This is a genomic window from Rhizobium sp. S96 (assembly GCF_030382195.1).
In the GTDB taxonomy this organism is placed as follows: domain Bacteria; phylum Pseudomonadota; class Alphaproteobacteria; order Rhizobiales; family Rhizobiaceae; genus Rhizobium.
On sequence record NZ_JAUDRY010000010.1, the window covers coordinates 158,422 to 181,453 of the forward strand.

Consider the following 23,032-nt stretch of genomic DNA (forward strand, 5'->3'; position numbering starts at 1 on the left):
TGCGCCATTCTCCTGCGTCCTTGAAGCAGCAAGGCATTTTGTCTGCTTCAAAACCCAAGCGAATGGAGGACAAGCATGGATACCGATACCCAGACGAGCAAAATGACGTTGCCGCCTGTGAAGAACAGCCTTCTGCCTTACATCACGGTCGATGGCGCCCTGAAGGCTGCGGAATTCTACAAGCAGGCTTTCGGTGCCGAAGAAGCCTATGTCGTTCCCGTTGATGAAAACGGACGGACGATGCATGTTCATCTCTATATAAACGGCAGCTCGCTCATGCTGAGCGATGCCTACCCCGAACACGGGCATCCGTTCCAGAAGCATCAGGGCTTCTCGCTGCAGCTCATCGTCGACGACATCGATTTCTGGTGGGATCGGGCAGTTGCTGCCGGTGCGGAGGTCGTCATGCCTGTCGAGCTGATGTTCTGGGGCGACCGCTATGGCCAGCTGCGCGATCCGTTCGGCGTCAGCTGGGCAATGAATGCGCCGGCCAAGACGAAATGACGCATAGGGCTGGCTTCGCCGAATCCGCGAGGCCAGCGCCATGGCGCAAATTTTCCTTCATTTTGGCGGAAAACTGGACTAAACGCTGATCAACACACTACGTCTGCTGAAATTGGAGGCCAGGCCATGGATAAATTCGTAAAGCTGACGGGCGTCGCTGCCCCTCTGCCGGTCGTCAACATCGACACCGACATGATCATTCCGAAGGATTACCTGAAGACGATCAAGCGCACCGGCCTTGGCAAGGGCCTCTTCGCGGAAGCCCGTTACAATGAAGACGGCTCGCCGAACGAAGATTTCGTTCTCAACAAGCCGGCCTACCAGAATGCCAAGATCCTCGTTGCCGGCGACAATTTCGGCTGCGGCTCCTCGCGCGAACATGCGCCGTGGGCGCTTCTCGATTTCGGCATCCGTTGCGTCATTTCCACGAGCTTCGCCGATATCTTCTACAACAACTGTTTCAAGAACGGCATTCTGCCGATCAAGGTCAGCCCGGAAAATCTCGACAAGCTGATGGACGACGCTTCGCGTGGCTCCAATGCGATCCTTACGGTTGATCTGGAAAACATGGAGATCACCGGTCCGGATGGCGGCATGATCAAGTTCGATCTGGACGAGTTCAAGCGCCACTGCCTGCTGAACGGTCTCGACGATATCGGTCTGACAATGGAGAAGGGCAAGGCGATCGACAGCTTCGAAAAGTCGAACGCGGCATCGCATCCATGGGCTGCGTAAGCCTCTGAAACAATGCATGAAAAAGCCGGGTCTCAGCCCGGCTTTTTCTTTGGCTAGAGCAGCCGCTCTTTCCATGCTTTCAGTTTTTCCAGCGACACGCCAATGCCGCCGCAAACCTCGATGAGGGGATTTTTGAAGCGCGCGAGAAGATCGGGGTGCACGTCGGCGACCGCCAAGGCCGCGCCGCAGGCGGGTTCGACCAGAATGCGATAGGCATCGGCGAATTTCAGGCAGGCGGACACCGCCTCGGCATCCGTCACCGTCACGGTTTCGATCGGGTGCTCCTTCGGCAGGTCGAAGACGTGCTGGGCGACTTGTCGCGCGCCGAGCGACGTGGCGATCGAGGTGATGGCGGGTAGGGTGATGCGCTCTCCTGCCACGATACTTGCATGAAATGATGCTGCGCCTTCGGTTTCGACCGCGATGACAGGCACATGCGACAGCCCGTTTCGCTTGAGGCCAGCAACAATTCCAGCCAGCAGGCCGCCACCGCCGACGCTGGCGATCACGCAATCGAAGTCAGCTCCTTTGGCGACGACTTCGTCAATGAGCGTGCCGTGACCTTCCCATAGAAGGGGGTGGTCGAAGGGGTGCACGTAGGCGGCCTTGCGTTCTCCGGCGAGACGGATGGCATGTGCGTTGGCCTCGTCGAAGACCGAACCGTGGACGAGAACGGTTGCGCCGGTGGCGGCGATCGATTGGCGCACGTCTTCCGAGGTTGTTTGCGGCACGACGATGGTGACGGGTATGCCGAGCGCGCGGCCGGCATAGGCGGCAGCGATGCCGGCATTGCCACCGGAGGCGCAGAAGATCTCCCTAGCGCCGTTTTCCACCTCATGCTGGCAGAGCCTGCCGACGCCGCGCAGCTTGAAGCTTCCCGATGGCTGCACCGCGTCGAGCTTCAGCCAGAGCGGTCTGTTGCTGGCGCTGTATGCGGTGGACGTCCGAAAGAGTGGGGTGTCGAGATGAAGCGGGGAGGCAGGCATTGATGATTTCCGGATAGCGGTCACGATGCCTTCTTGTTGCTCAAGGAGATACCGTGGTCAACTCAATCGAGATTGATGGCAAGTGGTGGCCAACCGTACCGAATCGGCCTCTAACTCGCTTGAAATGCCTGATCCCGAGGGCTAATAAGCCGCAACTTGTTTTTCCCGGAGGGTTTCATGACGACGCGCAATCTTTTCCTGCTGCCGGGTGACGGCATCGGTCCTGAAGCGATGGGCGAGGTCCGCAAGATCATTGCCTATATGAATGAGGAGATGAAAGCCGGTTTCGTCACCGACGAAGGTCTCGTCGGCGGCAGCGCCTACGACGCCCACGGCGCGGCGATCTCGGAAGCCGACATGGCAAAGGCGCTTGCCGCCGATGCGGTCCTGTTCGGCGCCGTCGGCGGCCCGAAGTGGGATGACGTTCCCTATGAAGTGCGCCCGGAAGCCGGTCTGCTGCGCCTGCGCAAGGATCTCGAACTCTTCGCCAACCTGCGCCCTGCCATCTGCTATCCGGCGCTGGCAAATGCCTCGTCGCTGAAGCCGGAGCTGGTCGAAGGCCTTGATATCCTGATCATCCGCGAACTGACCGGCGGCGTCTATTTCGGCGAACCGAAGACCATCACCGATCTCGGCAATGGTCAGAAGCGCGCCATCGACACGCAGGTTTACGACACCTACGAGATTGAGCGTATTTCGGCGGTAGCCTTCGAAATGGCCCGCACGCGCCAGAATCGCGTCTGCTCGATGGAAAAGCGCAACGTCATGAAGTCGGGCGTTCTGTGGAACCAGGTCGTCACCGCGACGCACAAGGACAAGTATTCCGACGTCAAGCTCGAGCACATGCTGGCGGATGCCGGCGGCATGCAGCTGGTGCGCGCGCCGAAGCAGTTCGACGTCATCGTCACTGACAACCTGTTCGGCGACATGCTGTCTGACGTCGCTGCCATGCTCACGGGTTCGCTCGGCATGCTGCCGTCCGCTTCGCTCGGCGCGCCTGATGGCAAGACCGGCAAGCGCAAGGCGCTCTACGAGCCGGTACACGGTTCGGCACCTGACATCGCCGGCCAGGGTATCGCCAATCCGATCGCCATGATCGCTTCGTTCGCCATGTGCCTGCGCTACTCCTTCGGCATGGTCACGGAAGCCGACAACCTCGAGAAGGCGATCGCCAACGTTCTCGACAAGGGTATCCGCACCGCCGACATCATGGCCGATGGCGCCAAGAAGGTCGGAACCGTGGAAATGGGCGAGGCGATCCTCACAGAGTTCAAGGCGCTTTCTGCCTGATATTTCACGTGAAACACGTTTCAGGCCCTTCGCATCTGAGGATGCTGAGGGCCTTTGCATTGAAGGGGCTTGTTGCAGCCCCTATCTCCCTCCTGATTGAGAAGAGATCGGGAGTGGAATGAGCGAGAGCGCCGATGACAGGCTGAGTTTCTGGGCCTATTTGAGAAGGCGCTATCAGGCGCGCCGCACCGTCCATCGGCGGGTTCCCTGGAAAGGCTTCGCGTTTTCCGCGATCAATGCCATTGCCATTGCCTTCTTCGTGTTCGACCGTCCGCTCGGACAAGCAGCCAAGGGGCTTGCGCCACCGCTGATCTCGATTGCCGGCGATGTGACCGACATCGGCAGATTGGTCTGGATCCTCTGCGGTCTCTGCACCGTCTTTGCCACTGCCTATCTCGTTCGACGACGGCTATGGAAGGTGCGACGACGATTTCGCCTGATCTATTTCGGGCAGATGACAGCCTATGTCGCGCTGTCCGTGCTGTTTACCGCCATCGTCGCCAATCTGTTGAAGTTCGCGATCGGGCGGGCGCGGCCGTTGATCTATGATCAGGAAGGCATCTTCAGCTTTGCCCCTTTCAACATGGATTTCCTGCATCAAAGCTTCCCTTCAGGACATTCGGCCAATATCGGCGCGCTGTTCGTAGCGCTGGCCCTGCTCTTCCCCAGATTCCGTCTGGGCTTCATTGGTATCGGTCTCTGGCTTGGTGCGACGCGGGTGATCATCGGCGTGCATTATCCGAGCGATGTCGCGGCCGGGTTGGCGCTCGGGGCATGGCTCGCCTTCGCGACATCCATCCTGTTTGCCCGTTTCGGGCTAGTCTTTTCGATCGGGCGCGACGGTGACTGGCCAACGCCTCGGCTCAGCCGCTTGCTATAGCGGCCGTAAAAAATCTGTGTCCTGTCTTTGCTAGGTCTCGGTGGTGATCGATAAACCCTGAAGCGGACGGCCGGCAGACATGAAATCCATCTTCGCGTCACTTGAGAAACGCAGGCGCCGTTGCTCTGGCTGCATGCCACACCTGCGTTGGCAATCCTGTCTGTTTGTGACGGTCAATGCCGTGATTATCTCACTTCTGCTGTTCGATGGTCCGGTCGGTGGAGAAAACGTGCCGGCCGCCATGCGCCGTGTTGGGTTGATGCTGACGGATTTCGGCAAGTCCGACTGGATCATCGTGGTCAGCGCCTTCCTGCTGTTTCAGGGGTGGGCATCGTCACGGATTGCAGCAACCGCCCGTGACCGCCTTCAGGCTCTTAGTATCAGCTGTATCGGAGGCTATCTTCTAACCTCGATTGCGCTTTCCGGGCTGGTTGCCAATCTGCTGAAGCGGCTGATCGGGCGGGCGCGACCGGAACATTTTCAGGAATACGGTATCTTCTCGTTCTCGCCCCTCTCGGGCCATTCCTTCGAAAGCTTCCCTTCGGGTCACGCCACGACGATTGGCGCGTTCTTCGCAGCCTTCGCACTGCTCTTTCCGCGTTATCGCATCGCTTTTCTTGCCTGCGCTCTGTGGCTGGGCATGACGCGGGTGATGGTGGGAGCGCATTACCCGAGTGATGTCATCGCCGGTCTGGCGCTTGGCGGCTGGTTTTCGATGATGCTGGCGACGGCCTATGCCCGCCACGGCTTTCTATTTCGGCTGGACGGTGCGGCTGGCTGGCCGCAGCCGAAGAGACTTTTTCCGGCATTAAAAAACCCGGCGCCTTTCGAGCGCCGGGCCTGGTCTGTCGTATCCGGGATGATCAATCCATGGCGTGGATATCTCGGTCCTTTGTTTCCGGCAGGAAGATCAGGCCGATGACCAGCGTGATGGCCGCGAAGACGATCGGGTACCAGAGGCCGAAGTAGATGTCGCCGGTGGCCGCACTCATCGCAAAGGCCGTTGCCGGCAGCAAGCCGCCGAACCAGCCGTTGCCGATGTGGTAGGGCAGCGACATGCCGGTGTAGCGGATGCGGGTCGGGAAGAGTTCGACCAGCAGGGCCGCGATCGGGCCGTAGACCATCGTGACGTAGAGAACCAGCACGAACAGGATGGCGATCGTGCCGATCCAGTTGACGCGTGCTGGATCGGCCGCCATGGCGAAGGTACCGCCGCCGGCGATGTTGTAGACCGCCATATCGGTGACGCCATTGGCTTCATCCGCCGTCAGGAGCTTGCCCGCTATCAGCTTGTCAGCCGGCATGGTTTCCTTGGTGCCGGCGCGGATCGCATCTGCGTTCAGCGCAAGCTCGGGATTGGCAGCAATGAAGGCGTCCAGCTTGGCATCCGGAACCTTGATGGCGCCGCGGTTGAGCGGGTAACCGCCGTCATGAAGGGCGATGTTTGCGCTCTTTTCGAAGGCTGCTGTCAGACCCTTTGCCTTGTCTCCGGCAGCCACCGCGTCGAAGCTGGTGATGGTCTCATCGCCGATCTTCACCGTTGCCGGTTGGCCGGCAGGGCCAGGAACAACGTCGTAAGGCACCGAGTTCTTGGTCAGGAAGGCTGTCGCCACGTCGCAGGAACTGGTGAACTTGGATGTGCCCGTCGGGTTGAACTGGAATTTGCAGTCAGCCGGATCGGCCGTCACCATTGCGCGGACGGAGGCCTGGGCTTCCGCAAGTGCAGGGTTGGCGGTCCAGGTCATTGCCTTGAAGAGCGGGTTGTAAGTTACCGCCGCAATCAACAGGCCAGCCATGATGATCGGCTTGCGGCCGATCTTGTCGGAGAGCCCACCGAAGACAACGAAGAAGGGCGTGCCGAGGATGAGGGCAATGGCGACCATGATGTTTGCCGACTGCAGATCCACCTTGAGCACGTTCTGCAGGAAGAACAGGGCGTAGAACTGCCCGCCGTACCAGACGACTGCCTGACCCATCGTGGCGCCGAGAAGCGCAATCAGAGCGATCTTGGCGTTCTTCCACTGACCGAAGGCTTCGGTCAGCGGCGCCTTGGAGCCCTTGCCTTCCGCCTTCATGCGCTGGAACGCAGGTGACTCGTTCATCTTCAATCGTATCCAGACGGAGACGCCGAGAAGGATGACCGAGACCAGGAACGGAATACGCCAGCCCCAGGCAGCGAAGGCGTCCTTGCCCATGATGAACTGGACTCCGACGATGACGATCAGCGACAGGAAAAGGCCGAGCGTTGCTGTGGTCTGAATCCAGGAGGTGAAGTAGCCGCGCCGCCCATTCGGCGCATGTTCGGCCACGTATGTCGCGGCACCGCCATATTCGCCACCAAGCGCCAGACCCTGCAGCAGGCGCAGGCCGATCAGGATGATCGGGGCGGCGATGCCGATGGTCGCTGCACCGGGCAGGACACCGACCAGGAAGGTCGAGAGGCCCATGATCAGGATCGTGACAAGGAAGGTGTATTTACGGCCGACGAGATCGCCGAGGCGACCGAAGACAAGCGCGCCGAACGGGCGCACCAGGAAGCCGGCAGCAAAGGCCAGCAACGTGAAGATGTTGCGGGTGGCTTCGGGATACTGGGTGAAATAGGTTGCGCCGATATAGGTGGCGAGCGAACCATAGAGATAGAAGTCGTACCATTCGAAAACGGTACCGAGCGACGAGGCGAAGATAACCTTCTTCTCCTCGCCCGTCATCGGACCGGCTTTCGCGCCGTCGACGCTTGCGACATTTGCCATTTTCTGTCCTCCGCAGAACGATGTGAAACGCGGCGCGCGACCATACTCTCCTCAAAGCATACCCCGGGTCGCGGTTCGCCTGACAAGAATGTGACAGAAAAACACCCCCTTAAAGAGAGCGGCTTTGGGATTATGACTTTAGTCTAATGCCTTTAGACGGGTTACGCGTGTGCACGCCGGCAATCGAAGGCGACATCTCCCGCGTGCTGTTTGCATAGAAAAAGCCGGATGGCAGGACCATCCGGCTTTATTGTTTCGTCTTGCGATTTCTCAGGCGGCTTCTGTCGTATGTGCCTTGCGGACTTCTTCGTCCGTCAGGATACCGCTGGCGCGCAGCAAGGCGGCGAAGCGGCCGTTGCTCTGGCTGAGCTCGTCGAAGCTGCCTTCTTCGACGACGCGGCCGTTGTCGAGGAAGAGAACCTTGTCCGCCTCGCGAACCGTCGACAGACGGTGAGCGATGATGAAGGTGGTGCGGTTCTGACGCAGATTGTCGATCGCAGCCTTCACGCGGTTTTCGGTCTCGACGTCGAGCGCGCTCGTCGCTTCGTCCAGTACCAGGATCGGCGCATCCTTGAGGATGGCACGGGCGATGGCCACGCGCTGGCGCTCACCGCCGGAGAGCTTGTTGCCGCGCTCGCCGACATGGGTGTCGTACTGGTCTTCGCGGGTCTCGATGAAGTCTGCCGCGGCGGCAGCTTCAGCTGCACGGCGCATGTCTTCATCCGAGGCATTCTCCCGGCCGAGGCGAATATTGTCGCTGATCGAACGGTTGAGCAGGCCGGCGTCCTGGAAGACGGTCGCGATATAGCGGCGTAGCGACTTGCGGGTGATCTTCGTCGTATCGTGGCCGTCGACGAGAATTTGGCCACTGTCGGGGTCGTAGACGCGCTGCAGCAGATTGATCATCGTGGTCTTGCCCGAGCCGGTCGGGCCGACGATCGCAACCGTCTGGCCAGCCTTGGCGGTAAAGGACACGTTGTGCAGGCCCTGTGCCGTATTGCCGAAGCGGAACGACACGTTGCGGAACTCGACTTCACCCTTCACGTCGGTGATGTCGGCATTGCCGGCCGGCTCTTCACGTTCACGAACCGAGTCTTCGAGAGCGTAGAAGTCCTCGAGCTTGGAGCGTGCTTCGAAGATCTGCGAAGCGAACTGGCGCATCTGGTCGAGACGCGAGATCAAAAGGTTGGCAAAGCCGATGAAGGCAATGACGTCGCCGATGCGCAGCTCGCCGGACTGGACCATGAGCGTGCCGATGACGAGGATGACCATCATGGCGATCGTCGATGCCATGCGGTTCATCGCACCCGCCAGGGCCCACCAGTCGAGCACCGGATACTGAGCCTGCAGAAGGCGGTCGGCAAAGGACTTCAGCGCCTTGGTTTCTGCTTCGATACGGTTGTAGCTGTGCAGGACGGAGACGTTGCTGATGGAGTCGCTGACATGCGAGAAAACCGTATGATAGTGGTTCTCGACCGACGCCTGGCCATCCTTGGTGCGGCTCATGACGAGGCGACCGATCAGCCAGTAGGCAATGCCGAGAACGACGAGCACGCCGGACAGGCGCAGGTCCATCGAGATCGCGGTGGGGATCAGGATCATGATGGCAACGGCAGTTGCCAGGTGATTGCGCATGAACTCGAGCCACAGGCCGAACAGCGTTTCACAGGCGCGCAGCAGCGTATGCAGCGCGTTGGATGTGCCGCGCTGGTGATGCCACGACAGCGGCATGGAGATGATGCGGCCGAAGGCTTCGGTCAGCAATGTGGCGCGGCGGCCGTGAGCCAGCCGGTCCGCCTCACGAGCGACCAGAACGAATGCAATCGTATTGAAGACGGCGAAGGCAGCCCACATAAAGAGGATAGGCTTCACATCACCCTTGCCCGAGATCGCATCGATGATGCGACCGAACAGTACGGGCTCGGCGATGGTGATCGCGGCTAGAACGATGTTCGCGATAACGACCAGGGATACGCGGAGCTTGTAGGCGCCCAGATAGCGCAACGCTCTTGCATAGACCTTGAATAACGACACGGCGATACCTCTTGTGCATCTGCGAAATAGTAGATGATGCAATGCTACTAAAAGCTATCTGAACCGGCGATTAACGGCCGTTCAGGGATCGCTCGAAGGGCGAAAATCGAGGCCACTCGCCCGCGATTTCAGGAGGAAGCACCCAAAATTTTTCAGCGAAAGGCGAAATAATCGCAATTATCACTTGCGTTGCAGGTTCAGACTGGCACACCATAAAATATATTACCTAAGTACGTTTTCAGTTGCATCGGCGACCGTTGAGGTGCCGGCGGATTTCAATGCGGCGATCTGAGTGACAACGCCCAGTCTGACAGGGGCATATTTTGAATATTCATTCGTTAATTCAATTCCTTGTTGTTCTGGAGGAATGTCGCAAGCCGGAGACCGTGCTGAGCGAGTTTTCCCACGTCGTCACTTCCTATGGTTTCCAGTATTATGGCCTTCTTCGATACACCAAGCAGACCGACGACCTCGCTAGCATGATGCTTGTCGGCCATTGGCCGGAGAAGTGGCCACAGGTCTACATCTCGAAGAAGTACGTGCTCATCGATCCAGCCGTGCGCTATCTCGCGCATGCACAAAGACCGTTTCGCTGGAGGGAGAGTTTGGCCGCTTTCCGAAAAGACCCTCATTATCGCCGAATGGATCAGATGGTGGCGGACGCTCATTCGCATGGCCTCAAGGACGGCTACACTTTTCCCATCCATGGACGTAGCGGCATTATTGGCAAAATGAGCGTCGGCGGTCGTTCCGTAGACTTGTCGCCGGTCGAAATATCTCTGTTGGACGCGGTTGCGCGTAAGCTGTTCTGGCGCCTTCTCGATCTTCGCGGAGAGTCGTCCCTGTTTGAAAGCCCTCTCGGGGTCGATACGCGCATGACGCGCCGGGAAATGGAAATATTGCAATATCTTGCAGAGGGGCTGACCTCTGTCGAGATCGGCAAGCGTCTCCAGATTTCCAATCATACGGTCGATTGGTACATGAACGGCTTGCAAGACAAGCTTAAAGCCAAGAACAGGCAACACGCAGTCGCGGTTGCCTTCCGCCATGGACTCATCATGTAGTTCCGGAGAAATTCGATTTGAGGGCCGTCGAGGAAATTGAACTTTCCGTGACAGCGCGCTAAGACTTCTCTTCGCGGGTGCAGCATTGCCCGTTTCGATGCCGTGAGGAGACTGCATTGCCCATTTCCAAGATACTTGTCGCCAACCGTTCCGAGATTGCCATCCGCGTGTTCCGCGCAGCCAACGAGCTCGGAATAAAAACGGTCGCAATATGGGCGGAAGAGGACAAGCTGGCGCTGCACCGCTTCAAGGCAGACGAAAGCTATCAGGTCGGCCGCGGCCCGCATCTTGCCCGCGATCTGGGACCGATCGAAAGCTATCTGTCGATCGATGAGGTCATCCGTGTCGCCAAGCTTTCCGGCGCCGATGCCATCCATCCCGGTTACGGCCTGTTGTCCGAGAGCCCCGAATTCGTCGACGCCTGCGACAAGGCCGGCATCATCTTCATCGGCCCGAAGGCCGATACGATGCGCCAGCTCGGCAACAAGGTGGCGGCCCGCAATCTCGCCATCTCGGTCGGCGTTCCTGTCGTTCCGGCCACCGATCCGCTGCCCGACGATATGGCGGAAGTTGCCCGCATGGCCGACGAGATCGGCTATCCCGTCATGCTCAAGGCCTCCTGGGGCGGCGGCGGCCGCGGCATGCGCGCCATTCGCGATCCGAAGGATCTCGCCCGCGAAGTCACCGAAGCCAAGCGCGAGGCGATGGCCGCCTTCGGCAAGGACGAGGTTTATCTCGAAAAGCTCGTCGAGCGCGCCCGGCACGTCGAAAGCCAGATTCTCGGCGACACCCACGGCAATGTCGTGCATCTCTTCGAGCGCGACTGCTCGATCCAGCGCCGCAACCAGAAGGTCGTCGAGCGCGCGCCAGCTCCCTATCTCAGTGAAGCGCAGCGCCAGGAGTTGGCCGCCTATTCGCTGAAGATCGCGGCGGCCACTGGCTATGTCGGCGCCGGCACCGTCGAATATCTGATGGACGCCGATACCGGAAAATTCTACTTCATCGAAGTCAATCCGCGCATCCAGGTCGAGCACACGGTCACAGAAGTCGTCACCGGCATCGATATCGTCAAGGCGCAGATCCATATCCTCGACGGCTTCGCGATCGGCACCCCGGAATCGGGCGTTCCCGCACAGGCCGATATCAAGCTCAACGGCCATGCCCTGCAGTGCCGCATCACCACCGAGGATCCGGAGCACAACTTCATCCCGGATTACGGTCGCATCACCGCCTATCGTTCGGCGTCCGGCTTCGGCATTCGTCTCGATGGTGGCACGTCCTATTCGGGCGCGATCATCACGCGCTACTACGATCCGCTCTTGGTCAAGGTCACGGCCTGGGCGCCGAGCCCTTCGGAAGCGATTTCGCGCATGGACCGCGCACTGCGCGAATTCCGCATCCGCGGCGTCGCCACCAACCTGACCTTCCTGGAAGCGATCATCACGCATCCGAAGTTCAAGGATAACAGCTACACCACCCGCTTCATCGACACGACGCCGGAACTCTTCCAGCAGGTCAAGCGTCAGGACCGCGCGACGAAGCTCCTGACTTATCTGGCCGACGTCACCGTCAACGGCCACCCAGAGGCCAAGGACAGACCGCGCCCGACGGCGGATGCCGCCGAGCCCGTCGTGCCCTACACCAACGGCACGACGATCAAGGACGGCACCAAGCAGCTGCTCGACACGCTGGGCCCGAAGAAGTTCGGCGAATGGATGCGCAACGAAAAGCGCGTGCTGATGACCGACACGACGATGCGCGACGGCCATCAGTCGCTGCTGGCGACCCGCATGCGCACCTACGACATCGCCCGCATCGCCGGCACCTATGCGCATGCGCTGCCGAACCTGCTTTCGCTGGAATGCTGGGGCGGCGCCACCTTCGACGTTTCCATGCGCTTCCTGACGGAAGATCCGTGGGAGCGCCTGTCGCAGGTCCGCGAGGCAGCGCCCAACCTGCTTCTCCAGATGCTGCTGCGCGGCGCCAACGGCGTCGGCTACAAGAACTATCCTGACAATGTCGTCAAATACTTCGTTCGCCAGGCAGCGGCCGGCGGTATCGATCTCTTCCGCGTCTTCGACTGCCTGAACTGGGTCGAGAACATGCGCGTGTCGATGGATGCGGTCGCCGAAGAAAACAAGCTCTGCGAAGCGGCGATCTGCTATACCGGTGACATCCTGAACTCGGCGCGCCCGAAGTATGACCTGAAGTACTATACGGATCTCGCTGTCCAGCTCGAAAAGGCCGGCGCGCATATCATCGCGCTGAAGGACATGGCGGGCCTGTTGAAGCCAGCCGCCGCCAAGGTGCTGTTCAAGGCGCTGCGCGAGGCGACCAGCCTGCCGATCCACTTCCACACGCATGACACCTCGGGCATTGCGGCCGCGACCGTTCTCGCAGCCGTCGACGCCGGCGTCGATGCCGTCGATGCGGCCATGGATGCGCTGTCGGGCAATACGTCCCAGCCGTGCCTCGGCTCGATCGTGGAAGCGCTGCGTGGTTCCGAGCGCGATCCGGGTCTCGATCCGGAATGGATCCGCCGCATCTCCTTTTACTGGGAAGCGGTGCGCCACCAGTACGCGGCCTTCGAAAGCGATCTCAAGGGACCGGCCTCGGAAGTCTACCTGCACGAAATGCCGGGTGGCCAGTTCACCAATCTCAAGGAACAGGCCCGCTCGCTCGGCCTCGAGACCCGCTGGCACCAGGTGGCACAGGCCTATGCCGACGCCAACCAGATGTTCGGCGATATCGTCAAGGTGACGCCGTCCTCCAAGGTGGTCGGCGACATGGCGCTGATGATGGTCTCCCAGGATCTGACGGTTGAGGATGTTGTTAATCCGGCCAAGGACGTGTCCTTCCCCGAATCCGTCGTCTCGATGCTGAAGGGCGATCTCGGTCAGCCGCCGTCTGGCTGGCCGGCAGCGCTGCAGAAGAAGGCGCTGAAGGGCGACGCCCCCTATACGGTGCGTCCGGGCTCGCTGCTCGAAGACGCCGATCTCGATGCGGAGCGCAAGACGATCGAAACCAAGCTGGAGCGCGAGGTCAACGACTTCGAGTTTGCCTCCTACCTGATGTATCCGAAGGTCTTCACCGACTTCGCGCTGGCATCCGACACCTATGGCCCGGTCTCGGTTCTGCCGACGCCTGCCTATTTCTACGGTCTTGGCGACGGCGAGGAGCTGTTTGCCGATATCGAGAAGGGCAAGACGCTCGTCATCGTCAACCAGGCGATGAGCGGCACCGACAGCCAGGGGATGGTCACGGTGTTCTTCGAGCTCAACGGCCAGCCGCGCCGCATCAAGGTTCCGGATCGCGCCCATGGTGCAACCGGCGCCGCCGCCCGCCGCAAGGCGGAGCCGGGCAATGCCGCCCATGTCGGCGCGCCGATGCCTGGCGTCATCTCCCGCGCCTTCGTCTCGGCCGGCCAGACGGTCAGCGCCGGCGACGTGTTGGTGTCGATCGAAGCCATGAAGATGGAAACGGCGATCCACGCCGAGAAGGACGGCACGATTGCCGAAGTTCTCGTCAAGGCCGGCGACCAGATCGACGCCAAGGATCTGCTCGTCACCTACGCAGGCTGATTGATCATTTGATATTGGAGGGGCGGCTGAGAGGCCGCCCTTTTTCCGTTTGTGTCTTTAATTGGAGAAAGAGTGGATATGAGTAAGCTAAAGATTGCCGTTATCGTTGGAAGCACGCGCATCGGTCGTTTCGCCGATCATCCCGCAAAGTGGATTGCCGAGATTGCTGCGAGCCGTCCTGAGCTTGAGGTCGAAGTCCTCGATCTGCTGGACTACCCGATGTCTTTTCTCGGTGAGGCAAGCGCCACCGAAGCTGAAAACGAAACAGCCGAACGCTGGAAGAAGAAGCTGCGCGAGTTCGACGGCTATGTCTTCACCGCTGCCGAGTACAATCATGCTCCGACCGCCGTTCTCAAGAACGCGATCGATCTGGGCGAGTTCATCCACAAGCCGGTTGCCTTCGTCGGTTACGGCGGTGTTGGCGGCGCCCGCGCGGTCGAGCAGTTGCGGCTGATCTTCGTGGAAATGAGCGCTGTGTCGGTGAAGACCGGCATTCATATCTCGTTCCCGGAATATCTTTCCATCCTCAAGGATGGCAAGGCCCTCAACGACTATGCCCACCTCGTCGAAGCCGCAAAGAACCAGCTCGATCAATTGATCTGGTGGGGCAGTGCCCTGAAGGCCGCGCGTTCGGCGTAAACCGAAGACTACCGCCGCCCACCCTTATATGTCGTAGGTGTGGGCGGCGTTGATCGTCGAGATGAAGCGCTTGGTCCGCTCGCGCTCCGGCGCGGTAAAGATGCTCCTAGCGCTGCCGGTCTCGACCACACTTCCTGCCTCGAGGAAGACGACATCATTGGCGATCTTCGAGGCGAGTCTCAGGTCGTGGGTTGCCATCACCATGGTCGTTCCCTCGCCGGCCAGACGGCCAAGCACATCCACGACTTCGGCGGAGAGTTCAGGATCGAGCGCCGATGTCGGCTCGTCGCAAAGCAGCACGCGCGGTGATGGAGCAAGGGCGCGGGCGATTGCCACGCGCTGTTGCTGCCCTCCGGAAAGCGTTGACGGCCAGGCATCAGCCTTGTGAGCCATGCCGACCTTGGTCAGCAGTTCCATCGCGCGGTCGTGAGCCTTCTGCTTCGGCCACTTCAGCACCGTAACGAGGCTCTCCATGACGTTCTCAATGGCGGTCTGGTGCGGAAACAGCTGAAAGTTCTGAAACACCATCCCGGTCTGTCGGCGGATCTTCTGGATTGCCTGCCAGCTCGTCTTTTGACCCGGCTTGAAGGTCAGCCTTTCTTCGCCAAGCTGGATCGTGCCGGCGGTCGGGATTTCAAGCAGGTTGATGCAACGCAACAGCGTGCTCTTGCCGCCACCCGATGGACCGACGAGGGCGGTGACGCTGCCTTCCGGAATACGGATGCTGATATCCTTCAGGATGACGGCGTCGCCGAAACGCTTTTCGATGTGGGATAGCTCGATCATGCGTTGGCCTCCAACATGCCGCCATAGCGGGCGAAGCGGCGCTCCAGCCGCACCTGCAGGGCCGATAGGACCGAGCTCAGAGCCAGATAGATCAGAGCAGCCTCGATATAGAGAATGAGAGGCTCGTAGGTTGTCGCGACGATCCGCTGCGCGGCCTGAAACAGCTCCGGCACGGTGATCGCGGCGGCAAGCGACGTGTCCTTGACCAGCGAAATGAAGGTATTAGACAGCGGCGGCACAGCGACGCGCCCCGCCTGAGGCAGGATGGTGCGGCTCATCGCCTGGCGCCAGCTCATGCCGATCGAATAGGCGGCTTCCCACTGACCCTTGGGCACCGAGGAGATGACGGCACGTATGATCTCGGAGCTGTAGGCGCCGATGTTGAGCGTAAAGCCGATGAGGGCGGCGGGGAAAGCATCAAGCAGGATGCCGATGCTGGGCAAGCCGTAGAAAATGACGAAGAGCTGGACCAGAAGCGGCGTGCCGCGAATGACCCAGACGTAAAAACGCGCGATTGCCACGATGGGCGCCGCACCGAACAGGCGCGATATGGCTGTGATCAGGCCCAGAATGAGACCGAAGGTGAATGACAGCAATGTCAGCGGAATGGTGAAGATCAACCCGGCCCACAGAAGGGGCACAAGCGAATCCGCCATCAATTGAAGCCAGTGCGGCACGGGCGCGTTCCTCAAAGAAAGAGGCGTCCAGCGAGATTTCGCTGAACGCTTTCAAAGGCACATATAGAGGATGTAGAGGCGGCGGGAAACTCCGCCAATGACGCGTTACTTCGAGACGTCCTGGCCGAAGTACTTGTCGGAGATCTTCTTGTAGGTACCGTCAGCCTTGATCTCGGTCAGCGCCTTGTTGATCGCCTCGAGAAGTTCCGGCTCGCCCTTGCGGATGATAATGCCGGAGTAATCAGCGTTTTCTTCCTGGGCAACGATCTTTACCGGCGCGTCCGGCTTGTGCTTCTTGAAGTCGAGGAAGGAGAGGCTGTCGTTGATGGTGGCATCGGCGCGCTTCGTCAGCACCAGCTGGATCGACTGATCAAAGCCATCCGTACCGACAAGTTCAGCGCCGGACTTTTCCGCCAGCTTGCCGAAGTTGCTGGTCAGCGACTGCGCCGACTTCTTGCCCTTGAGGTCGGCGAAGGTCTTGATGCTGTCGTCGCCTTCGCGAACGATGAGCACAGCCTTCGATGCGATGTAGGGCTCGGAGAAGTCGTACTTCTGCTTTCGCGCGTCGGTGATGCCGACCTGATTGATCACGGTATCGTAGCGTTTTGCGTCGATGCCGGCGATCAGGCCATCCCACTTGCCTTCCACGAATTCGGCCTTGACCCCGAGTTTGGCGGCAACGGCTTCACCAATCTCGACGTCGAAGCCGACCAGCTTGCCGCTGTCGTCATGATAGGTGAATGGCGCATAGGTCCCTTCGGTGCCGATCTTCAGAACGCCTGCGGACTTGATGGCGGAGAGGTTTTCGCCAGCGAGCGCCGGCATCAGGACTGCGGCCTGGATCAATGCGGCGGTGGCGAGGGTCTTCAGGAGGTTCATTTTTCTATCCAATTCACCAGGTGTGTCGATGGGTGGAAAATCGCAGAAAAGCGCATGCCGGGATGCGTAGAAAACTGCAGAAAAAATCGGCAGTTGCGAATATTTTTCTCATTTATCACGAATCTGGCGTGCCGTGTTTCACATTGTGAAGTAAGCGATGATCGCGCCCACTTGTTTGCGTGTTCGTATCGGTTTATGCGTGTTTTTACCGATTTACCCTTGATGTGACGAAAACCGGCATGAACATGAACGAACTTCTTCTGCAGGAGCGGCAAAGCGCGATCTCGCGCAAGCTGCAAACCCACGGTCGGGTCTTGGCGGCCGAGCTTGCGGCGGAGTTCGGCGTTTCTGAAGATACCGTTCGTCGCGATCTGCGCGAAATGGCAGCCGCGGGTCTGTGCGAGCGTGTCTATGGCGGTGCTCTTCCGATCTCGCCCGCGGGCGGCAGTCTCAATCATCGAGCCGGCATCGCGCGGGATCGCAAGCAGTCCCTGGCCGCCGCCGCCGTATCGCAAATCGTGCCTGGATCGACGGTGTTTTTCGATGCGGGGAGCACGAACCTTGCCATTGCGACCGCGTTGCCCATCGATATGACACTGACAGCCGTAACGAATGCACCGGCAATTGCGGCAGCGCTGATCGAGAAGGCGGCCGTCCAAGTGATCCTGATCGGCGGTCTTATTGATCGGCAGGTTGGCGGTGCGATCGGCGCGAAAGCAATGCGCGATATGGAGTCCCTGTCGCCGGATCTTTGCATTCTCGGTGCTTGCGGCATTGATCTCGCCGCCGGCGTGACCGTCTTCGGATTCGAGGATGCCGAGTTCAAGCGCTTCGCCGCATCGCGTAGCAGACACGTTCTTGTTGCCGCAACGTCCGACAAATTCGGCACGACTGCGCCTCATGGTGTGGTTGCGGCGTCGCAATGCCAATGCCTCGTGGTCGAGCGCGATACCGATGGGGCCATGCTGGCGCAGTATCGTGATCTTGGCTGCAAGACGATCGTCGCCGACCCGGCGGCATAAACATCATTCAATCCGGCGCATGTGGGAGTGCAGCGCCAAGGCATATTGGGAAGAGACATGGATAATCATGTGAAGACAACACCGGTCGCCAAGAGCGGCTTCCTAACCAAGAACAGGGTGGCTGTGTCGCTGCTCTTTCTGATGAACGGCTTCATGGTCGGTTGCTGGGCGCCGAAAATTCCTGAATTCGCAGAGCGGCTGCAACTGAGCAAGTTTCAGCTGGGCTTGATGATTCTGGTCTTCGGTGTCGGATCTCTGACGCTTATGCCGATTGCAGGGACGCAGATCGCTCGCTTCGGGTCGCGATGTGTTGTTCAGGTCGCGGCGCTCGGCCTGTTGCCGAGCCTCCTGACGCTGACGCTGTCGCCAAACATCCCAACGGCGGTGATCTCGATCTTCCTCTTCGGTGGCTTCATGGGCGCGATGGACGTGGCGATGAACGCGAACGCCGTTGCCGTCGAGCAATCCATGCGGCGAGCGATCATGTCCTCATGCCATGCCTTCTGGAGTCTGGGCGGACTGATCGGCGCGGGCCTCGGTGGCTTGCTGATTGCCAAGGCCGGCGTCCTCGTGCATGCGCAGATCGCCACCCTACTTGCCGCGATCGTCATCGGCATCGGCTGGCGCATCATTCTTGTCGACCAGCCTCATCCCGACACGAAAAAGGAAAAGACGCGGCTGCCGATGCTGCCGCTGCCATGGCTTCTCGGTCTCATGGCACTGCTTTCCATGATTCCTGAAGGTGCGGTGCTGGACTGGGGTGCGCTTTACCTGCGCCAGGAGCTCGGTGCATCCGTTGCTCTCTCCGGCTTCGGCTTCGCGGCGTTCTCGCTGACCATGGCAACGATGCGTTTCGGGGGCGATCTCGTTCGCGATCGGCTCGGCGGGGTCAAGACATTGCGGATCTGCACCTTGTTTGCGATATCCGGCATGCTGCTTGCCGCCTTCGCGCCGAGTGCGGAAATTGCCATCCTCGGCTTTGCGCTGTGCGGTATTGGCATTTCGAACATGGTGCCGATCGCTTTTTCCGCTGCGGGCAACATTCCGCACCTGAAGGCGGGCATCGGTCTCTCCGTCGTCACCACCATGGGCTATTCCGGCATGCTGGTGGCGCCGTCGGCCATCGGCTTTGTCGCTGAGCACATTGGCTTCAGCGTGGTGTTCATGGTGCTGCCGATGCTTCTGATCGTCGTGCTGCTGCTCTCTAATCTGGCGCGCTACGCAGATGGCATTTCGGGTGGCGGCCACTAGCGACACTGCCAAACAAAGTGAAGGCGTGGGCGGTTGACAAGCGGGCGGGCATGATCCACCTGAAAGGCACGAAATAAGCGTTCAAAGAGCTCTTCATGTCTTCTGCCACCGATTTTGATCCCAAACCGCGCCGCGCTTCCGTGGCCGTCGATGTCGGCGGTGTCATCGTGGGTGGTGGTGCGCCGGTCGTCGTCCAGTCCATGACCAACACCGATACGGCCGATATCGACGCGACGGTCGCCCAGGTGGCCGCGCTGTTCAAGGCCGGGTCGGAACTCGTTCGCATCACGGTCGATCGCGATGAAAGTGCGGCTGCGGTGCCGAAGATTCGCGATCGGCTGTTGCGCCTCGGCATGGATGTGCCGTTGGTCGGCGACTTCCACTATATCGGCCACAAGCTGCTTGCCGATCATCCTGATTGCGCCGAAGCGCTGGCGAAGTACCGCATCAATCCCGGGAATGTCGGTTTCAAGGACAAGAAGGACAAGCAGTTCGGCGACATCATCGAGATGGCGATCCGCTACGACAAGCCGGTGCGCATCGGGGTGAACTGGGGTTCGCTCGATCAGGAATTGCTCACCGCGCTGATGGATCAGAATTCGGCAGCCGGCTCACCATTGTCCGCGCGTCAGGTCACGCGCGAAGCGATTGTCCAGTCGGCCCTGATTTCGGCTACGCTGGCCGAAGAGATCGGCCTGCCGCGCAATCGCATCATTCTCTCGGCCAAGGTCAGCCAGGTACAGGACCTGATCGCCGTCTATTCCATGCTGTCCGAACGTTCGGACCACGCCTTGCATCTCGGCCTGACCGAGGCGGGCATGGGAACCAAGGGCATCGTCGCCTCGTCTGCTGCCATGGGATATGTCCTGCAGCACGGCATCGGCGACACGATCCGGGTGTCGCTGACACCGGAGCCGAATGGCGACCGCACGCGCGAAGTGCAGGTGGCGCAGGAAATCCTGCAGGTCATGGGCTTCCGCCAATTCATTCCCGTCGTGGCTGCTTGTCCCGGCTGCGGCCGCACGACCTCCACGGTCTTCCAGGAATTGGCGCAGAATATCCAGAACGACCTGCGCAAGAACATGCCGGTCTGGCGCGACAAGTATCCAGGCGTCGAAGCGCTCAACGTTGCGGTCATGGGCTGCATCGTAAACGGCCCCGGCGAGAGCAAGCATGCCGATATCGGCATTTCGCTGCCCGGTACGGGCGAGAGCCCGGCGGCTCCCGTGTACATCGATGGCCAGAAAGCGATGACGCTGCGCGGCCCCAATATCGCCGGCGATTTTGAAGCGCTGGTTGCCGATTACATCGAAAAGCGGTTTGGCCAGAACAGGACGGCGGCGGAGTAATCCGCGCGGCCCTCGACCTCAGATGCGGCTTGTCAGGAGCTTCAGGCCCGCAAAGCAATAGAAGGCGGCCATGGTGCCTTCGATCCAGCGGCGAATGCTCCGGTAAACCTTGAGGGCGTGCGGCGTCGAAAACAGCAGCGCATAGCCCATGAAGACTGTGAAGCCCGTTGCCATGCAGACGCCGATGATCAGCGCGGCGACGGATGGCGGAGCGCCCTGCGGCATGCCGAGCGCGATGATTGCCAGCCACGCGAATATCGCTTTCGGATTGGTCACGTGAATGCCGTAGCCACGCAGCAGCAGTGCGCGCGTCGACAGGGTCGTCTTCTGTTCTATGGTCTGAGGCAGGTCGCCGTTGGACCGCACAGCCTTGAACGCCTTGTAGGCGAGATAAAGCAGATAGATGCCGCCAAAGACCTTGAGGATCTCCAATGCGATCGCATAGGTCTGCAGGATCGTCGCCAGGCCGAGAGCGGCTGCGCATGCCCAGGTAAATGAGCCGGCGAAGATGCCCAGCGAGATCGTCATGCCCGCCCTTCGGCCATGCGTCATCGATGTCGATACGATTGCCATGATGGCGGGGCCGGGGCTGATGACGGCGATCAGATAGGCGATGTAGGCGGGAACGATCTGCGGCAGGTAACTGAGGGTGTCGTGCATTGTCGTCTCTTCTTCCGTCGGCAAGAATGAACGCACGACGTCGAAATTCAGCTTATGCTCGGGCTTATCCGACTGCTGCCGGAATATTGTCGCGGTGACGCTTTTTAGCTGCTGCGCTCGGCAATGAACCGCGCAGCATCCTTAAGCACGGTGGCTCGTTCACCAAACGGGGCCAAGAGGGCTTCAGCCTGGTGCACGTGCTCCGCGAGCGCTTTCTCGGCCCAGCTCATGCCATGAAGACCGACCAGCGTTCCCTTGCCGCGAGCGGCGTCCTTGCCCGTTGCCTTGCCCATTGTGGCCGCGTCGGCGGTCAGGTCAAGCATGTCGTCGGCGAGCTGGAAGGCCAAGCCAATTCTTTCGCCGAAGTGACGCAACCTTGTCCGATCTTCGGCAGAAGCGCCGGCTACAATCGCTCCGGCTTCGCAAGCAAAGCGGATCAGGGCTCCGGTTTTCATCGCCTGCAGGATGACGATGCCTTGTTCATCAGGAGTCTGTTTCTCCGCAGCGAGGTCCAGGGCCTGTCCGCCTGCCATTCCGCCGATACCAGCGGCTCGCGCCAGCGCCAGGACGAGGGCGATCTTGCTCGCCTCGGGCAGCGCGGTTTCGGCGGATGCGATGATGTCGAAGGCATAGGTCAACAGACTATCGCCGGCAAGAATTGCCGTTGCCTCATCAAAGGCGATGTGGGTCGTCGGCTTGCCACGGCGCAGCTTGTCGTCATCCATGGCCGGCAGGTCGTCGTGGACCAGCGAATAGCAGTGTACGCATTCGAGAGCCGCGCCAACTCTCAGGGCGGCCTGACGGTTGCCGTCGAGCATCGTCGCCGTTTCGACGACAAGGAACGGTCGCAGGCGCTTGCCGCCGTTCAGAGCGGCGTAGTGCATCGCTGCGCGCAGCCGTTCCGGGCGTGCGATTTCGTCATCCAGTAGGTCTGTCGAGAGCAATGCATCGAGAAAGGCCTCGATTTCACGAGCGCCTCCGGCCAGACGATCTTCGAATGTTTTGAAATGTGCGTCCATGGGGCGCTCTTTGGCATGAGCGACCTTCGGCTTGCAACGGAATTGTCGATGGAGTGGCCAAGATTCCCTTTGTCGCTGGTCATGCCCGTTCGCAGACGATATGGAGAAGGAGGGAACAAACTGGGTCGGGGAATTGGACGTAACACCTGAGAGAGAGGAAAGCATGGCTGTGCCCTTTCATAGGCACGTGATGCTTTGGCTGACGGATCGCCCGATCATGATGCGCGTCGTTCTGGCGATTCTCGCCCTTCTCATTCTGCCGTATGTGCTGATCTTCCTCTATGTCATCCCCTTTATTCATCCGGTCTCGACGCTGATGCTGCGTGATCTCCTGCTCCTGCGCGGATACGATAGGCAATGGGTGTCCATCGACAAGATTTCTCCTGTCCTGGTGCAGTCCGTAATGATGTCGGAAGACGGACAGTACTGTTTTCATGGGGGCGTTGACTGGAGCGAGATGCGGATGCTTCTCACGGATACGCTCGGAGGCAAGTCGACGCGCGGCGGCAGCACGATTCCCATGCAGACCGCCAAGAACCTGTTCCTGTGGAACAGCCGTTCCTTTGTGCGCAAGGCCATGGAATTGCCGCTGGCTGTCGCTTCCGACTTCGTATGGTCGAAGCGCCGGCTGATGGAAATCTACCTGAACATCGCCGAATGGGGTCCGGGCATCTACGGGATCGAAGCCGCGGCGCGGTATCATTTCAAGGTGCCGGCCTCGAAGCTCACAAGCCGACAGGCGGCGCTGCTGGCGGTTTCGTTGCCCAACCCGATCGATCGCAATGCTGGCAAGCCGGGCAGGGGGCTCCGCAGGCTGGCTGCCGTGATCGAAAGACGGGCACGCAATTCCGGCGAATACATCAGATGCATTTATGATTGACATCAAAACATGTCGTTGGCGGTGAGTGGCGGGATCGGGCATTCGT

Annotated in this window: 19 protein-coding genes and 1 pseudogene; 12 read left to right on the forward strand and 8 right to left on the reverse strand. The window is 60.0% G+C overall.

The features are described 5' to 3' along the window. Window positions 1-75: 75 nt before the first annotated feature. On the forward strand, window positions 76-504 hold the full coding sequence (locus tag QTL94_RS12970; protein ID WP_289801926.1) for a VOC family protein: 429 nt from the start codon (window positions 76-78) through the stop codon (window positions 502-504). Between the two features lie 126 nt (window positions 505-630). Further along, window positions 631-1,239 carry a 3-isopropylmalate dehydratase small subunit gene (leuD, locus tag QTL94_RS12975; RefSeq protein ID WP_065690527.1) on the forward strand — a complete coding sequence of 203 codons (609 nt, stop codon included), beginning with the start codon at window positions 631-633 and terminating at the stop codon, window positions 1,237-1,239. Between the two features lie 53 nt (window positions 1,240-1,292). On the opposite strand, the gene QTL94_RS12980 is transcribed toward leuD, so the two are convergent. After that, on the reverse strand, window positions 1,293-2,225 hold the full coding sequence (locus QTL94_RS12980) for a pyridoxal-phosphate dependent enzyme (RefSeq protein ID WP_289801929.1): 933 nt from the start codon (window positions 2,223-2,225) through the stop codon (window positions 1,293-1,295). A 177-nt stretch (window positions 2,226-2,402) separates the two neighbouring features. Here QTL94_RS12980 and leuB point away from each other — a divergent pair, with 177 nt between their 5' ends. The 3 genes and pseudogenes from leuB to QTL94_RS12995 all read left to right on the forward strand — a co-directional run. After that, window positions 2,403-3,515: a 3-isopropylmalate dehydrogenase gene (leuB, locus tag QTL94_RS12985; protein WP_289801931.1), complete on the forward strand. Its 1,113-nt coding sequence runs from the start codon at window positions 2,403-2,405 to the stop codon at window positions 3,513-3,515. Window positions 3,516-3,633: 118 nt separating this feature from the next. After that, window positions 3,634-4,395, forward strand: coding sequence for a phosphatase PAP2 family protein (locus QTL94_RS12990; RefSeq protein ID WP_289801933.1), 762 nt, complete (start codon window positions 3,634-3,636; stop codon window positions 4,393-4,395). Between the two features lie 79 nt (window positions 4,396-4,474). Beyond that, a pseudogene (locus QTL94_RS12995) lies at window positions 4,475-5,206 on the forward strand (phosphatase PAP2 family protein); the annotation flags it as partial. Window positions 5,207-5,258: 52 nt separating this feature from the next. Here the strand turns inward: QTL94_RS12995 and QTL94_RS13000 are convergent. Beyond that, on the reverse strand, window positions 5,259-7,145 hold the full coding sequence (locus QTL94_RS13000; RefSeq protein WP_289801935.1) for an MFS transporter: 1,887 nt from the start codon (window positions 7,143-7,145) through the stop codon (window positions 5,259-5,261). A gap of 270 nt (window positions 7,146-7,415) precedes the next feature. After that, window positions 7,416-9,179: a glucan ABC transporter ATP-binding protein/ permease gene (locus QTL94_RS13005; protein WP_065690521.1), complete on the reverse strand. Its 1,764-nt coding sequence runs from the start codon at window positions 9,177-9,179 to the stop codon at window positions 7,416-7,418. Between the two features lie 323 nt (window positions 9,180-9,502). Between QTL94_RS13005 and QTL94_RS13010 the strand changes: the two genes are divergently transcribed. The 3 genes from QTL94_RS13010 (at window position 9,503) to QTL94_RS13020 (ending at window position 14,463) form a co-directional block, all read left to right on the forward strand. Continuing rightward, the gene (locus tag QTL94_RS13010; RefSeq protein ID WP_289801937.1) at window positions 9,503-10,243 is read left to right on the forward strand and encodes a helix-turn-helix transcriptional regulator; all 741 of its coding nucleotides are present in this window, start codon (window positions 9,503-9,505) and stop codon (window positions 10,241-10,243) included. A 116-nt stretch (window positions 10,244-10,359) separates the two neighbouring features. Further along, window positions 10,360-13,824 (forward strand): pyruvate carboxylase, encoded by a 3,465-nt coding sequence (gene pyc, locus QTL94_RS13015; protein ID WP_065690519.1) that lies wholly within the window; start codon window positions 10,360-10,362, stop codon window positions 13,822-13,824. A gap of 78 nt (window positions 13,825-13,902) precedes the next feature. Next, complete coding sequence (locus QTL94_RS13020; RefSeq protein ID WP_065690518.1) at window positions 13,903-14,463, forward strand: NADPH-dependent FMN reductase; 561 nt, start codon at window positions 13,903-13,905, stop codon at window positions 14,461-14,463. A 24-nt stretch (window positions 14,464-14,487) separates the two neighbouring features. Here the strand turns inward: QTL94_RS13020 and QTL94_RS13025 are convergent, their stop codons facing one another. The 3 genes from QTL94_RS13025 to QTL94_RS13035 form a co-directional block, all read right to left on the reverse strand. Further along, the gene (locus tag QTL94_RS13025) at window positions 14,488-15,249 is read right to left on the reverse strand and encodes an amino acid ABC transporter ATP-binding protein (protein ID WP_065690517.1); all 762 of its coding nucleotides are present in this window, start codon (window positions 15,247-15,249) and stop codon (window positions 14,488-14,490) included. Then, window positions 15,246-15,926: an amino acid ABC transporter permease gene (locus tag QTL94_RS13030; RefSeq protein ID WP_065690516.1), complete on the reverse strand. Its 681-nt coding sequence runs from the start codon at window positions 15,924-15,926 to the stop codon at window positions 15,246-15,248. Before QTL94_RS13030 ends, QTL94_RS13025 begins: the two co-directional genes overlap by 4 nt. Window positions 15,927-16,031: 105 nt before the next feature. Continuing rightward, window positions 16,032-16,805: an amino acid ABC transporter substrate-binding protein gene (locus QTL94_RS13035; RefSeq protein ID WP_065690515.1), complete on the reverse strand. Its 774-nt coding sequence runs from the start codon at window positions 16,803-16,805 to the stop codon at window positions 16,032-16,034. Between the two features lie 239 nt (window positions 16,806-17,044). On the opposite strand from QTL94_RS13035, the gene QTL94_RS13040 reads away from it, so the two are divergent. The 3 genes from QTL94_RS13040 to ispG all read left to right on the forward strand — a co-directional run bounded on the left by QTL94_RS13040 (window position 17,045) and on the right by ispG (window position 20,427). Next, window positions 17,045-17,827 carry a DeoR/GlpR family DNA-binding transcription regulator gene (locus QTL94_RS13040; protein WP_289801943.1) on the forward strand — a complete coding sequence of 261 codons (783 nt, stop codon included), beginning with the start codon at window positions 17,045-17,047 and terminating at the stop codon, window positions 17,825-17,827. Between the two features lie 57 nt (window positions 17,828-17,884). Continuing rightward, window positions 17,885-19,078: an MFS transporter gene (locus QTL94_RS13045; RefSeq protein WP_289801945.1), complete on the forward strand. Its 1,194-nt coding sequence runs from the start codon at window positions 17,885-17,887 to the stop codon at window positions 19,076-19,078. 95 nt (window positions 19,079-19,173) lie between these two features. Next, on the forward strand, window positions 19,174-20,427 hold the full coding sequence (gene ispG / locus QTL94_RS13050) for a flavodoxin-dependent (E)-4-hydroxy-3-methylbut-2-enyl-diphosphate synthase (protein ID WP_289801947.1): 1,254 nt from the start codon (window positions 19,174-19,176) through the stop codon (window positions 20,425-20,427). Between the two features lie 18 nt (window positions 20,428-20,445). On the opposite strand, the gene QTL94_RS13055 is transcribed toward ispG, so the two are convergent. Together QTL94_RS13055 and QTL94_RS13060 are read right to left on the reverse strand one after the other, a co-directional pair. Next, window positions 20,446-21,087, reverse strand: coding sequence for a LysE family translocator (locus QTL94_RS13055; RefSeq protein ID WP_289801949.1), 642 nt, complete (start codon window positions 21,085-21,087; stop codon window positions 20,446-20,448). 104 nt (window positions 21,088-21,191) lie between these two features. Next, complete coding sequence (locus QTL94_RS13060; protein ID WP_289801951.1) at window positions 21,192-22,106, reverse strand: polyprenyl synthetase family protein; 915 nt, start codon at window positions 22,104-22,106, stop codon at window positions 21,192-21,194. A gap of 133 nt (window positions 22,107-22,239) precedes the next feature. Here QTL94_RS13060 and mtgA point away from each other — a divergent pair, with 133 nt between their 5' ends. Next, window positions 22,240-22,986, forward strand: coding sequence for a monofunctional biosynthetic peptidoglycan transglycosylase (gene mtgA, locus QTL94_RS13065; RefSeq protein WP_289801952.1), 747 nt, complete (start codon window positions 22,240-22,242; stop codon window positions 22,984-22,986). Window positions 22,987-23,032 lie beyond the last annotated feature (46 nt).